Annotated in this window: 7 protein-coding genes and 2 pseudogenes; 5 read left to right on the top strand and 4 right to left on the bottom strand. The window is 72.4% G+C overall.

Translation table 11 applies throughout. The annotated features are described in order from the left end of the window. Positions 1-246: 246 nt before the first annotated feature. Positions 247-828, top strand: coding sequence for a biotin transporter BioY (locus tag A2U95_RS14260; RefSeq protein WP_166022529.1), 582 nt, complete (start codon positions 247-249; stop codon positions 826-828). Positions 829-1,018: 190 nt separating this feature from the next. On the opposite strand, the gene A2U95_RS14255 is transcribed toward A2U95_RS14260, so the two are convergent. Continuing rightward, positions 1,019-1,690, bottom strand: coding sequence for a mycothiol-dependent nitroreductase Rv2466c family protein (locus tag A2U95_RS14255; RefSeq protein ID WP_166022527.1), 672 nt, complete (start codon positions 1,688-1,690; stop codon positions 1,019-1,021). 162 nt (positions 1,691-1,852) lie between these two features. Between A2U95_RS14255 and pepN (A2U95_RS14250) the strand changes: the two are divergent. Next, positions 1,853-4,420 (top strand): annotated as a pseudogene (pepN, locus tag A2U95_RS14250) (aminopeptidase N); the annotation flags it as partial. Between the two features lie 96 nt (positions 4,421-4,516). On the opposite strand, the gene pepN (A2U95_RS14245) reads toward pepN (A2U95_RS14250), so the two are convergent. Beyond that, positions 4,517-7,093, bottom strand: coding sequence for an aminopeptidase N (pepN, locus tag A2U95_RS14245; protein ID WP_166022525.1), 2,577 nt, complete (start codon positions 7,091-7,093; stop codon positions 4,517-4,519). A 187-nt stretch (positions 7,094-7,280) separates the two neighbouring features. Then, on the bottom strand, positions 7,281-8,300 hold the full coding sequence (locus A2U95_RS14240) for an aspartate-semialdehyde dehydrogenase (protein ID WP_166022523.1): 1,020 nt from the start codon (positions 8,298-8,300) through the stop codon (positions 7,281-7,283). A gap of 334 nt (positions 8,301-8,634) precedes the next feature. Here A2U95_RS14240 and A2U95_RS14235 point away from each other — a divergent pair. Both A2U95_RS14235 and A2U95_RS14230 read left to right on the top strand, forming a co-directional pair. Beyond that, positions 8,635-9,173: pseudogene (locus tag A2U95_RS14235) on the top strand (RNA polymerase sigma factor). A gap of 2 nt (positions 9,174-9,175) precedes the next feature. Beyond that, positions 9,176-9,895, top strand: a complete 720-nt coding sequence (locus A2U95_RS14230; protein ID WP_166022521.1) for a hypothetical protein — start codon at positions 9,176-9,178, stop codon at positions 9,893-9,895. A gap of 106 nt (positions 9,896-10,001) precedes the next feature. On the opposite strand, the gene A2U95_RS14225 is transcribed toward A2U95_RS14230, so the two are convergent. Next, positions 10,002-13,307: a S8 family serine peptidase gene (locus tag A2U95_RS14225; RefSeq protein ID WP_166022519.1), complete on the bottom strand. Its 3,306-nt coding sequence runs from the start codon at positions 13,305-13,307 to the stop codon at positions 10,002-10,004. 301 nt (positions 13,308-13,608) lie between these two features. On the opposite strand from A2U95_RS14225, the gene A2U95_RS14220 reads away from it, so the two are divergent. Beyond that, positions 13,609-14,064, top strand: a complete 456-nt coding sequence (locus A2U95_RS14220) for an NUDIX hydrolase (protein ID WP_166022517.1) — start codon at positions 13,609-13,611, stop codon at positions 14,062-14,064. Positions 14,065-14,146: the final 82 nt, after the last annotated feature.

The raw sequence follows: 14,146 nt of genomic DNA, 5'->3' as shown, positions 1-14,146 counted from the left end.
CGGCCGGAATTGGCGACTTCCTACAAGGCTCCGGCGTGAGCAGCGTCACTCTTCGCCGAGGCGTGGGGCGGGTAATTTGTGCGGTACCCACGACGTCGTCGATCCGGCCTTTGTCGAGCACGGACGGTGATGCCGCCGAACGCCCTGGGATAGCGTCGTCGTGTTCGAACAAGTGCGTGTCGCGGCCGGTTCACCCGGACCTGCCCGGCCGTCCCCCACAGCCGACCCCATCCCGCGGAGAGACCCATGAGCACCGCCGCCGCCCCCGCCCGCTCCGGGCAGGTCCTCGCCGACCTGCTGCCCGCCTCCCGCGTCCGGGACGCCGCGCTCGTCGTCGGCGGCGCCGTGCTGACGGGTGTCGCCGCCCAGATCGCCGTGCCGGTCCCGGGCTCCCCGGTTCCGGTCACCGGCCAGACCTTCGCCGTGCTCCTGGTCGGCAGCGCCCTGGGCGCCCGGCGCGGCCTGCTCTCGATGCTGGTCTACCTGCTCGCCGGCATGGCGGGCATGCCGTGGTTCGCCGAGGGCGCCTCGGGCGCGGCCGCCCCGTCCCTCGGTTACGTCTTCGGCATGGTCGTGGCCTCCGCGATGGTGGGCGCACTCGCCCGCCGCGGCGCCGACCGCACCCCGCTGCGGATGGCCGGGACCATGCTGCTGGGCTCCGCGGTGATCTACGCGCTGGGCCTGCCCTACCTGGCCTTCGCCCTGGACCTCTCGGCGAGCGCGACGATCGCCGCCGGCCTCACCCCGTTCGTGCTGGGCGACGTGCTGAAGGCCGCGCTGGCCATGGGCGTGCTGCCCTCCGTGTGGAAGCTGCTCGAGCGCCGCTGACCGGACGTCGGCCGGACGCCGGCCGGAGCGGGCGAAAGGCCCCGGCTCAGGAGAGCCGGGGCCTTTCCCGTGCACGGACCCGCATTCTGCGAACGATGTGCAATAAGGTGACGGCAAGGATCGCCGGGCCGCCCCGCCGCGGTCGTCTTCTCACACGGACGGCGGGGCGGCCGGTCCCCCGCACCCGGTCCTAGACCAGGTTGGAGAAGTCCGGCCCCTTGGTGCGGGTGCGCTTGATCTCGTAGAAGCCCGGGACCGAGGCCACGGCCAGCGTGCCGTCCCAGAGCCGGCCGGCCTCGTCGCCCTGCGGGGCGGGGGTGACGACCGGGCCGAAGAAGGCGATCTGCTCGCCGTCCGCTCCGGGCACCGCGATCACCGGCGTGCCGACGTCCTGGCCGACCTTGTCGATGCCCTCCTTGTGCGACGCGCGCAGCTGGGCGTCGAACTCGAAGTCCTCCTGGTCGTGGTACTCCATCAGTTCGGCGGGCAGGCCCACGTCGGCCAGCGCGGCCGCCACGGTCTCACGGCCGACGCCCGCGCCCTGGTTGTGTATGCGGGTGCCGAGCGCGGTGTAGAGCGGACCGAGGACGTCCTCGCCGTGCTTCTGCCAGGCCGCCGTCACCACCCGCACCGGCCCCCAGGCCTGCTTCTCCAGCATCTCCCGGTACTCGGCGGGGAGTTCGTCCAGCTTGTCCTCGTTGAGGACGGCGAGGCTCATCACGTGCCAGCGCACCTCGACGTCCCGGACCTTCTCCACCTCGAGCATCCAGCGGGAGGTCATCCAGGCCCAGGGGCACAGCGGGTCGAACCAGAAGTCCACCGGGGTCCGGGTGGAAGTCGTCTCGGACGTCGTCTCGGGCATGGCGCTCCTCGGGTGCGGGGTCGGGTCGGTCCTCGTTCCGCCAACACGCCGCCGCGCGCGTCAATTCCCGCATGCCCCCTCCCGCCGCACCGTGGGAGGATCATCGCCGATCACCACAACCCCTGATCATTCGCATCCGCCCAACCCCGGAGGAGACGACCCTTGCCCGGTGAGAACCTGTCCCGCGAGGAGGCCCGCGAGCGGGCCGCGCTGCTGTCCGTCGACGCCTACGAGGTGTCGCTCGACCTGCGCTCCGCCCTCGGCGGGACCACCGGCGACGGACCGCGGACGTTCCGCTCCGTCACCACCGTCCGCTTCCGCTGCGCCGAACCCGGCGCCGGCAGCTTCGCGGACCTGATCGCGCCGAGCGTCACGGCGGTCTCCCTGAACGGACGCGACCTCGACCCGGGCGCCGTCTTCGACGGCTCGCGCATCCAGCTGGAGGACCTGGCCGCCGAGAACGAGCTGATCGTCGACGCGCGGTGCGCCTACTCCCGCACCGGTGAGGGCATGCACCGCTTCGTCGACCCGGAGGACGGCGAGGTCTACCTCTACACCCAGTACGAGCCCGCCGACTCGCGGCGCGTCTTCGCCAACTTCGAGCAGCCCGACCTGAAGGCGCCGTTCCGGTTCGAGGTGCGCGCCCCCGAGGGCTGGACGGTGTGGAGCAACGGCGCGGGAGAACTCGCCGACGGGGTCTGGCGCTTCGCGGAGACCAAGCCGATCTCCACCTACATCACGGCGGTCGTGGCCGGCCCGTACCACCACGTCACCGACACCTACAGCCGTGAACTGCCCGACGGGACCCGCCTGGAGATCCCGCTCGGCGCGATGTGCCGCAAGGGGCTGGCGCAGTACTTCGACGCCGACGACGTCTTCCTGGTCACCAAGCAGGGCCTGGACTTCTTCCACGAGCACTTCGACTACCCGTACCCGTTCGGCAAGTACGACCAGGCCTTCGTGCCCGAGTACAACCTCGGCGCCATGGAGAACCCCGGCATGGTGACCTTCCGCGAGGAGTACATCTACCGCGGCAAGGTGACCCGGACCGCCTACGAGCGGCGGGCCACCACCGTCCTCCACGAGATGGCCCACATGTGGTTCGGCGACCTGGTCACCATGGAGTGGTGGGACGACCTGTGGCTCAAGGAGTCCTTCGCCGACTTCATGGGCACCTTCTCGCTGGTCGAGGCCACCCGCTTCACCGAGGGCTGGATCAGCTTCGCCAACAGCCGCAAGGCGTGGGCGTACCGCGCCGACCAGCTGCCGTCCACCCACCCGGTCACCGCGGACATCCGCGACCTGGAGGACGCCAAGCTCAACTTCGACGGCATCACCTACGCCAAGGGCGCCAGCGTGCTCAAGCAGCTGGTGGCCTACGCCGGGCGGGACGCCTTCCTGGAGGGGGCGCGCCGCTACTTCAAGCGCCACGCCTACGGCAACACCCGGCTGGGCGACCTGCTGTCGGTGCTCGGTGAGACCAGCGGCCGGGACATGACCTCCTGGGCGAAGGCCTGGCTGCAGACGGCCGGGGTCAACGCGCTCACCCCGCAGGTGCTGCTGGACGCGCGGGGGCGGGTCGAGGAGCTGGCGGTGGTGCAGGAGGCCGCCGAGTCCCACCCCACGCTGCGGCCGCACCGGGTGGCGATCGGCCTCTACCGGGTCGACGGCGGCGAACTGGTCCGCTACGCGCGCGCCGAGGCCGACGTCGCCGGAGCGCGCACGGTCGTCGGCGAGCTGGCCGGGGCGGACGCCCCGGACCTGGTGCTGGTCAACGACGACGACCTCACCTACTGCAAGGCCCGCTTCGACGAGACCTCGCTGGCCACGCTGCGCGAGCACCTGGGTGCGACGACGGACCCGCTGGCGCGGGCGCTGTGCTGGTCCGCGCTGTGGAACATGACCCGCGACGCGCTGCTGCCGGCCCGGGACTTCGTGGCGCTGGTGACGCGGTTCGCGGGCGCCGAGACGGAGATCGGCGTGCTGCAGATGCTGCACGCCTGGGCGCGGACCGCGCTGGTGCGGTACGCGGCGCCGGTCTGGCGGCCGGAGGGCGAGCGGCTGCTGGCCGAGTGCGCGCTGCGGGAGCTGCGGGCCGCCGAGGCGGGCAGCGAGCACCAGCTCGCCTGGGCGCGGTTCCTCGCCTCCGTCGCCTCCGGGGAGCCGGAGTTCGCGCTGCTGCGGGGCCTGCTGGACGGCGCCGAGAAGATCGACGGGCTGGAGGTGGACCAGGAGCTGCGCTGGGACTTCCTGGAGCCGCTGGCCGCCCACGGGCTCGCCGACGCGTCGGTGCTCGCCGCGGAACTGGCCCGGGACGACACCGCCTCGGGCGAGCGGCGGCAGGTGCGGTGCCTGGCGGCACGGCCGTCGGAGACGGTCAAGGCGCAGGCGTGGGCGGCGGTCGTGGAGTCCGACGCGCTCTCCAACGCACTGGTGGAGGCGACCATCGGCGGCTTCTCGCAGCCGTCGCAGCGGGGGCTGCTGGCGCCGTACGCCGGGAAGTACTTCGCCATGATCGAGCGGGTGTGGGCGGAGCGGTCGATCCAGATCGGCAAGGACCTGGTGGAGGGGCTGTACCCGTGGCTCCAGGACTCGCACGCGACGCTGGAGGCGACGGACGCGTGGCTGTCCGCGCACGAGGCAGCGGCTCCGGCACTGCGGCGCCTGGTGCTCGAGGCGCGGGACGACCTCGCCCGCGCGCTGCGCGCCCAGGAGTGCGACGCGGCCGCCACTCCTTCCGCCCCTCCCCCGGAGGCCTCCGTGTCCGGCGGTCGTGCCGGGGGGAGAGGAAGGGGGCGCCCGGCGACCGGGCGCCCCGGGGAGGTGTTACTTCGCCGCGGCCTCGTCGGCGGCCTGTGCGCGCAGCGCGCGCTCGACGCCCGCGCGGCACTCGGTGACGATGCGGCGCAGGGCCGCGACCGGCTCCGCGGAGTCCAGCCACGCATCGGTGCGGGCGAGGGTGTCCTCGGAGACCTGGATGCCCGGGTAGAGGCCCACCGCGATCTGCGAGGCCAGCTCGAAGGAGCGGGACTCCCAGACGCCCTTCAGCGCCTCGAAGTACTTCGCCGTGTACGGCGCCAGCAGTTCCCGCTGCTCGGTCTGGACGAAGCCCGCGATCACGGCCTCCTGGACCGCGTTCGGCAGCTTGTCGGACTCCACGACGGCGGCCCACGCCTCCGCCTTGGCCTCCGGGGTCGGGCGGGCCGCGCGGGCGGTGGCGGCGTGCCGCTCGCCGGCCGCGGTGCGGTCGCGCTCGTACTCGGCGGCGATCTCCGCCTCGTCGAACCGGCCGGTCGCCGCGAGGCGCTGGACCAGGGCCCAGCGCAGCTCGGCGTCGACGGCGAGGCCGTCGAGGCTCTTCGACCCGGTGAGCAGCGCCTCCAGCAGGTCGAGCTGCTCGGGGGTGCGGGCGGCGTCGGCGAAGGCGCGCGCCCAGGCGAGCTGGTGGTCGCTGCCCGGCTCGGCGGACCGCAGGTGGGCCAGCGTGGCGTCGGTCCAGCGGGCCAGCAGCGCGTCCCGGTCGGCGGGGGCCGCGTACAGCTCCAGCGCCAGCTTCACCTGCCGGTGCAGGGACTGCACCACGCCGATGTCGGACTCCTTGGCGATGGAGGAGAGCACCAGCTCCAGGTAGTCGCGGGTGGCGAGCTCGCCGTCACGGGTCATGTCCCAGGCGGACGCCCAGCACAGGGCACGCGGCAGGGAGGACTCGAAGTCGCCGAGGTGCTCGGTGACGAAGGCCAGCGACCGCTCGTCGAGGCGGACCTTGGCGTAGGACAGGTCGTCGTCGTTGAGCAGGACCACGTCCGGGAGGGCCCTGCCGGTGAGCTGCGGGACGGCGGTGAGCTCGCCGTCGACGTCCAGCTCCAGCCGCTCGGAGCGCACCAGCTTCCCGGTGGCGGAGTCGAGGTCGTAGAGGCCGATCGCGATGCGGTGCGGGCGCAGCAGCGCCTCGCCCTTGGCGCCGGCGGGCAGCGCGGGGGCCTCCTGGCGGACGGCGAAGGAGGTGACGGCGCCCGCCCCGTCGGTCTCGATCTCCGGGCGGAGGATGTTGATGCCGGCCGTCTCCAGCCACTTCGTCGACCAGTTCCTCAGGTCGCGGCCGGAGGTCTCCTCCAGCGCGCCCAGCAGGTCGGGCAGGCGCGTGTTGCCGAAGGCGTGACGCTTGAAGTAGGCCTGCACGCCGCGGAAGAACTCGTCCTCGCCGACGTACGCCACCAGTTGCTTGAGGACGCTGGCGCCCTTGGCGTAGGTGATGCCGTCGAAGTTGACCATGACGTCTTCGAGGTCGCGGATGTCCGCCATGATCGGGTGGGTGGACGGCAGCTGGTCCTGCCGGTAGGCCCAGGTCTTCTCGGAGTTGGCGAACGTGGTCCAGGCGTGCGGCCAGCGGGAGCCGGGGGCGGCGGCCTGGCAGGCGACCGAGGTGTAGGTGGCGAACGACTCGTTCAGCCAGAGGTCGTTCCACCACTCCATGGTGACCAGGTCGCCGAACCACATGTGGGCGAGCTCGTGGAGGATGGTCTCGGCGCGGCGCTCGTACGCGGCGTCGGTGACCTTGGAGCGGAAGACGTACTGGTCGCGGATGGTGACCGCGCCCGCGTTCTCCATGGCGCCGGCGTTGAACTCCGGCACGAAGAGCTGGTCGTACTTGGCGAACGGGTACGGGTGGTCGAACTTCTCCTCGAACCAGTCGAAGCCGAGGCGGGTGACCTCGAAGATGTGGTCGGAGTCGAGGTGCTCGGCCAGGGAGGGGCGGCAGTAGATGCCGAGCGGGACCGTCCGGCCGTCCTTCTCGTAGGTGCTGTGCACCGAGTGGTACGGGCCGGCGATCAGCGCCGTGATGTACGTCGAGATGCGCGGGGTCGGCTCGAAGGCCCAGACCCCGTTCCCGGGCTCCGGGGTCGGCGAGTTGGAGATCACGCTCCAGCCGGCGGGGGCCTTCACGGTGAACCGGAAGGTCGCCTTCAGGTCGGGCTGCTCGAACGAGGCGAAGACGCGGCGGGCGTCCGGCACCTCGAACTGGGTGTACAGGTAGGTCTGCTCGTCGACCGGGTCGACGAAGCGGTGCAGGCCCTCGCCCGTGTTGGTGTAGGCGCAGTCCGCGACGACGCGCAGCACGTTCGGCCCCTCGAGAAGGCCGGGCAGCGCGATCCGCGAGTCCTGGAACACCTCTGCCGGGTCCAGCGCGTCGCCGTTGAGGGTCACCTCGTGGACGGTGGGGGCGACCAGATCGATGAAGGACTCCCCGTCCCGGGCGGACGTGAAGCGCACCGTGGTGACGGACCGGTAGGTCCTCTCCCCCTCCGGAGCGCCGGAGATGTCGAGTTCGATCTCGTACGAGTCGACGGTGAGCAGCTCGGCCCGCTGCTGTGCCTCTTCGCGGGTCAGATTGGTGCCAGGCACGCGGTCATCTCCTCGTTGTGCGTAGGTTGCGCCATCCTTCCACGGGGCCCGCGCTCCGTGCGATCAGGTTCCCCGGCCTGTGGACGAACCGGGCGAACCGCCTGTGGACGACCCCGGGAAACGACGCGGGGCGGTCACCCGTGAGGGTGACCGCCCTGTGCGACGCGCCGCGGGGAACGGTGTTCCGCTACTCGGCGGTGAGCTCCGCCGCGACCAGCTCGGCGATCTGGACGGCGTTCAGCGCGGCGCCCTTGCGGAGGTTGTCGTTGGAGATGAAGAGCGCGAGGCCGTTGTCGACCGTCTCGTCGCGGCGGATGCGGCCCACGTAGGACGGGTCCTGACCGGCCGCCTGGAGCGGGGTGGGGATGTCGGTGAGGACGACCCCGGGGGCCTCGGCGAGCAGCTCCGCGGCGCGCTCCGGGCTGATCGGGCGGGCGAAGCGGGCGTTCACCTGGAGGGAGTGGCCGGAGAAGACCGGGACGCGCACGCAGGTGCCGGAGACCTTCAGCCCGGGGATCTCCAGGATCTTGCGGGACTCGTTGCGGAGCTTCTGCTCCTCGTCGGTCTCGTTCAGGCCGTCCTCGACCAGGTTGCCGGCGAAGGGCAGCACGTTGAAGGCGATGGGCCGCTTGTAGACGTCCGGCGCGGGGAACTCCACGGCGGAGCCGTCGTGGGTGAGCTTGTCGGCCTCGTCGACGACCTTGCGGACCTGGCCGTGCAGCTCGGCGACGCCGGCCACGCCGGAGCCGGAGACGGCCTGGTAGGTGGTGGCGACCAGGGCCTCGAGGCCGGCCTCCTCGTGGAGCGGCCGCAGCACCGGCATGGCGGCCATGGTGGTGCAGTTCGGGTTGGCGATGATGCCCTTGGGGCGGTTCGCGATCGCGTGCGGGTTGACCTCGGACACCACCAGCGGGACCTCGGGGTCCTTGCGCCAGGCGGAGGAGTTGTCGATCACCACGGGGCCCTGGGAGGCGACCTTCTCGGCCAGCGCCCTGGAGGTGGCGCCGCCGGCCGAGAACAGGACGATGTCCAGGCCGGAGTAGTCGGCGGTGGCGGCGTCCTCGACCGTGACGCCGTCCAGCTCGCGGCCGGCGGACCGGGCGGAGGCGAACAGGCGCAGCTCCGTGACCGGGAAGTTCCGCTCCGCGAGGATCCTGCGCATGACCGTGCCGACCTGACCGGTGGCTCCGACGATTCCGACCCTCACGGTGCGACTCCCTTGCGTGTCTGTCGTGTGTGCGGCCCTCTCGCGCGTGCCGTGGTGCGCGGTGGCCGGTTTCCATCATGCGGCGGCCACCGGGTCACCTGTCCAATTCTTTGCCCGCCCTCTCGCAGGCCGGACAGGGTGCGGACGGCTCCCGGCGGCGATCCTGCGGTGCCTACCCGCCGTCGCGTGTGCGAATCCTGTCGTTCGGGGGCCTCGGCGGAAGCTCTGCGGAGGCCGCGTCACGGTGTGACGAACGCCATTCCCCGCAGGGCGCGAACGTTTTGCCCGCACCCGGCGTCGTAGGGGGCGGGAAGGGCGCAACGGGAGGGGCGGCGTGCTGCGCGGACGGGTGCGGTTCAAGGGCGCGGCGGGGGCGGACCCCGCCGATCCGCTGGAGCCTGGGCAGGAGCGGCGGGTGCGGGCGGTGCTGGCGCTCGGCGGGGTGCCGCAGGCCGACCTGGCGGACGGGGTCCAGCACGTGCGGCTGCGGCTGCTGGAGCGGGCCGCCGCCGGCAAGGAGGCCCCGCGGGACGTGTCCGCGTGGGCCGCCGTGGTGGCGTCCAACTGGGCGATGGACTGGCACCGCGCGCGCCGCCGCCAGGAGCGGGTCGGTGAGCGCCTGGCCTCCTTGCGGCCGGCCGAGCAGCCGTCCGGCGAGGAGTCCAGCGTGCTGCAGCTGTCCGTGGCGCACGGTCTGGACGAGCTGACCGACGCGCAGCGGCAGGTGGTGGCCCTGCCCTGCGGTTCTACGCCGATCTGGCGGTCCGGGACATCGCGGCGGAGCTGGGGGTGCCGGAGGGCACCGTGAAGAGCCGGCTGCACAGCGCGGTGCGGGCGCTGCGCGCCCGTCTGCACGAGGACGAGGTGGTGTGAGGATGCCCGCCGGGTACGAGGACGATCCGCTGGCCGCGGTGCTGAACGGGGACCCCCCGCCGCCGGACGCGGACCCCGCCGCGCGCGCCGCCCACGAGGCGGCGCTGGCGGACGTGCGGCTCATCGGCGGTGCGCTGCGGGACATCGGCGACACGCTCGCGGACGCGCCCGCCCCCGTGCCGCTCCGGCCCGTCGCCGCGGTCCCGCGCCGCCGCGCGCGGCGGAGGGCCGCCCTGGTGTGGGCCGCCGGGCTGGCCACGGCGGCGGCCGCGTTCACGGGGGTGATGTACGCCGGCGCGGTGGGCGGAGTGAGCTCCGGTTCCTCGGCGGACGCGGCCAAAGCGGCGCCGGAGGCCGGCGGGCAGGCCGACGAGAAGGCCGCCGTGCCCGCCTCGCCCTCCGGCCGGCCGGGCGCCGCCTGCGCGAGCCTGGCCGTCGAGGGCACGGTGGTGAGCGTCCGGCCGCTGGCCGAGGGCCACGTGCGGGTGGTGCTGGAGGCCGAGCGGTACTGGAGGCCGCGGCAGGACGCCGCGGACGCGCCCACCGCCGTGGCGGTGCTCCCCGAGGACGCCCGGGAGGACCTGCGGCCCGGCACGCGGGCCCTGGTCGTCAAGGGCCCCGGGGAGGACCGGTGGGTCACGGGCGACGGCCTCGCCGCCGAGCGCGAGGAGCTGGACGCCGCGGGGCCCGGTGCGGACGGACGGGCCTGCCCGCCCGGGTGACCCGGGACCCGGGTGCCCCGGGAAGATGCCCCGGGAAGGTGCCCCCGGAAAAGCACGGGGCGGGCGCCCGTTCCCGGACGCCCGCCCCTCGATCGCCGGCCGTGGACTACTCCACGACGCTGCCGATCTTCACGCTGCCGACGCCGGCCGGGGTGCCGTTGCCGTTGACGAGCTGGACCTCGCCGAAGAACTCACGTCCCTCGGGAGCCTGCGCGGCGACGGTGACGGCTCCGGAGAAGGACGCCTTGGCGCCCTCGGCGAGCTTCACCGCGTCGCCGTCGACGGCGACGGTGCCGAGCGCCTCGGAGAAGAACACGTCGAGGTAGTCGTACTGGGTCGCGTCACCCGGGACCGAGTAGCCGACGACCTTGACGGTGTAGGTGCCCGCGGCCGGGTTCGGGATGGAGACCGACTCCTCCGAGTCACCGTCGGCGGAGGACTTGACCGGCTCCGCGCCGTCCTCGTAGTAGACGTCGAGGTCCAGGTCCGAGGCGGTGTTGGAGACGTTGCCGATGGCCACGTTCAGCGCGTCGGCGCCCGCGGGCACCTCGACGGTGAAGGTGTGGGTCTCCTTGTTGGCGATGGTCGGGCGGTCCGACTTGGAGGAGCCGAGCGGTCCGCCGACCAGCTTGCCGTCGAAGCCCGCGAACTTGTTCTCGACCGTCCACTCGGCAGCGGCCGGCTCGCCGACCTTGGCCTCGGGGATGGTGAGGGTCTCCGGCTCGAACGTGGCACCGAGGACGGTGACGTCGAGCTCGTAGGGGTTGTTCAGCAGTGGCGAGGTGCGCCGGGACTCGACCTCGATCTCCCACACGCCCGGGGTGGGCGCGTAGAAGCGCGCCTCCGGCTTGCAGCCACCGGTGCCGCCCGCGTAGTTCGGGTAGCAGTTGACGGTCGACGTCGGGTCCGACGGCACGCCGTACGGGTGGATCGAGATGAAGCGGGTCTGGCTGCCCTCGGCGAGACCGCCGAGCGCGACCTCCAGGGAGGTGGCGCCCTCGGGAACGGTCACGAAGTAGGACTTGTGGCTGTTCCGCTGGACGGTGCCCTCGGCCGAGAAGGAGTGCTTCAGCTCGGACGCGGCGATCACGGAGGTCATGATCTGCTTGTCGACGCCCTCGGTGAACGGGTCGTTCACCTCGAGGATCGCGCTGTGCATGCCCAGCGAGCCGGGCTTGGCGGCGACCTTGACGGTGACCGGCTTGTTCAGCGGGAGGACGACCAGCTCGCTGCCGACGATGTCGAAGGTGCGGCCGTGGTTGTTCTTCAGCGACAGCTTGTGCAGCACGCTCGCCCTGGAACCGGAGGTGCGGGTGACGACGACGTCGTACACCTTGCGCTCGCCGACCTCGATGCCGCCCTCGCGGTCGTACAGGCCGGTGCCGAAGCCCGGCTCGGCCAGCGCCCAGTCGATGTTGGTGTCGACGGGGGTCTTCACCGTGTACTCGTGGGCCTTGGCGTTGTCCTTGATGGAGTCCCAGGCGTCGACGATGTCGATCAGACCGGCGCCCTGCTCGTAGGCCTGGACACCGGGGATCTGGTTCGCCGTCGAGGTCAGCGCGGTGCGCAGCTTCGCCGGGGTGAGGTCGATCTTCTTCTGCTTGGCGGCGCTGATCAGCAGCGCGGACGCGCCGGCGGCCTGCGGGGAGGCCATCGAGGTGCCCTGCAGCATGGAGTAGCCGGCCGGCAGCGCGTAGCCCGCCTCGGCGACCGGGCCGCCGGGGGTCCAGGTCTGGCTGGTGTTGATCGCCGCGCCCGGGGCGGAGAGGGTCGGCGTGAAACCGCCGTCCTCACGCGGACCGCGCGAGGAGAACGGCATCATCGCGTAGGACTTCTCCACGACCGAGCCGTAGTTGGCGGCCCAGGTCTCCTTGGAGATGGTGGCGCCGACCGAGATGACCTTGTCGGAGAGGGCGGGGTCGCCGATGGTGTTGACGCCGGGGCCGGAGTTGCCCGCGGAGATCACCAGCTGGACGCCGTACTCGTCGATGAGGCGCGTGTAGAGCCGTGAGCGGTCGTTGTCGCCGTTGTTCAGCGCCGGGAGGCCGCCGATCGACATGTTGACGATGTCGACGCCGCGGTTGACCACCAGGTCCATCATGCCCTCGGTGAGGGCGACGGCGGTGCAGCCGCCGGACCAGGTGCAGGCGCGGGAGGAGACGACCTTGGCGCCGGGGGCGGCGCCGTTCATCCTGCCGCCGAACAGGCCGTTGGCCGCGGTGATGCCGGCGACGTGCGTGCCGTGCGTGGACTCGATGACGCCGATGTTGACGTAGTCGGCCTTGTCACCGGCCGCGTTGTAGACCACGTCCTTGCGGATCTCCGCGACGAACGGGATCCGCTCGACCACCTGGGTGTCCGGGTTGTCGGTGCCGAAGTAGCCGGTCTGGAAGCCGTCCTTGTACGGCTTCATGGCCGTCTCGTCGGTGAAGTCCAGGTCGTCGTCGAGGTCCACCGTCATGGTGCCGGCGGCGGCGTCGTAGAGGACGCCCCAGATGTCGGTGGTGTCACCGTCGCGGTTCAGGTCCCCCGCCATGTCGCCGCCCGTGGTGGCCGACTCGGCGAAGTAGTTGAACTTGTAGGACCCCGCGGGCGCGGTGAACGTCTGCGAGCCCTGCGGCTGCGCGGACACCGTGAAGGTCGGGCCGGTGACCGGGAGGGTCATCCGGCGCCACGTGAGGTCGCCGTCCTTGACCGGGTCGGTGGCGGTCACCCAGTCGACGATCTTGCGCTCGCCGGTGGTGGTCTTCTGGAGCGCCGGGTGGCCCAGGTCCACGCCGGAGTCCAGGACGCCGATGGTGACGCCGCGGCCGTCGGCCTTCGGGTTCTGCTTCACGAAGTCGACGGCGCCCGTCTCGTGGGACGGGTTGTACGGGTTCTTCGCCGGGGTGCTCGCGTTCGGGGCCGGGTAGGCGGTGGCCGCCGAGGAGGCGGAGCCCTTCCTGCCGGCGTCCGGACGCGGGTCGTCCAGCTTGATCTCCTTGTCCAGGTCGATGCCCTGGACGGAGGAGAGCTTGGCCGCGGCCGCGATGGCGGCCTCCGCCTTGCCGGTGGGGAGCGTGGCCCGGACGTAGCCGAGCTTGTCGTAGGTCCTGCCCACGGTGGCGCCCTTGACGGCGTCGAGCTGCTCGGCGACCTTCTCGGTCCGGCCCGGCTCGGTGATCACCATCATGGTGACGTTCTTCTCGCCGTCGGCCTTGGCCTCGGCGAGGAGTTCGGCGTCTTCCGAACCCAGCTTGTCGTGCGCCGACTTGCCCGGGGCGGGCTGGTCGGCCGCGGGGGCCGCCTCGGCGGCGAGGGCCATGGGGATCGGCCCGGCCGCGGAGAGCGCCGCCACCAGACCCGCGGCGACGGCGATCCGTGCCGCACGTCTGGCGCCCGATATCTGGGTGCGCTCGGAATGAGAGGTCATCGGTTTCCCTTGCGAGTGAAGGAAAGTGAGGAGGGCGTCACCCGGGGCGGAACCGCCCGGGATCGCCGACGTCCGGAAAAATGGTCCGGATGACCGCTCAGCTTTGCCTATGAGTCCGGAGTTTGGGGAGAGTTGTCCGAGGCGTATTGCTGCCATGGCGTAATCCCGCCATGGCCTGTGACTTGCGTGTCGGGTGTGACGGCATGGTGACCGCCCGGCGTGTCGTGGGCGGTGGTCCGTTCGCCGTCCGCGTCGCGCCGACCGGGCGGACCTCCCGCCGCGCCTGCCGTAACGTCTGGGTATGCATGAGGAGTTGAGGGTGGCGGCCTACGCCGTCTGCGTGCGGGACGAGCAGGTGCTGCTGGCGCGCTGGGTCGCGGGTGACGGCACCAGGCGGTGGACGTTGCCGGGTGGCGGCATGGACCACGGCGAGGATCCCTACGACACGGTGGTGCGGGAGGTGGAGGAGGAGACCGGCTACGCCGTCGAGCCGGTGGCCCTCCTCGGTGTGGACTCGGTCCGCCGCTCCTACCCCCGGCGGCTGGGGGCGCGTGCCGACTTCCACGGGCTGCGGGTGGTGTACGAGGGGCGGATCACCGGGGGGACGCTGCGCCACGAGGTGGGCGGGTCGACGGACATGGCGGCGTGGCATCCGCTGTCGGCGGTCGCCGGCCTCGACCACGTCGAGCTGGTGGACACGGGGCTGCGGCTGTGGCGCGAACGCCCGCGGAACGGGCACCTCGCCCGCGCGACCTGACCCCGCGGGGCCTCGCCGGCACGGCCCCGGCGTCGCGGGGCGGAGGGCGCCCGGCGCCGCGCGGCCGCGCACGGCCACGGCC

Origin of the sequence: Streptomyces chilikensis, from assembly GCF_001642695.1 — a bacterium.
Lineage (GTDB): Bacteria > Actinomycetota > Actinomycetes > Streptomycetales > Streptomycetaceae > Streptomyces > Streptomyces chilikensis.
This window is presented reverse-complemented; position numbering and strand designations above follow the sequence as displayed.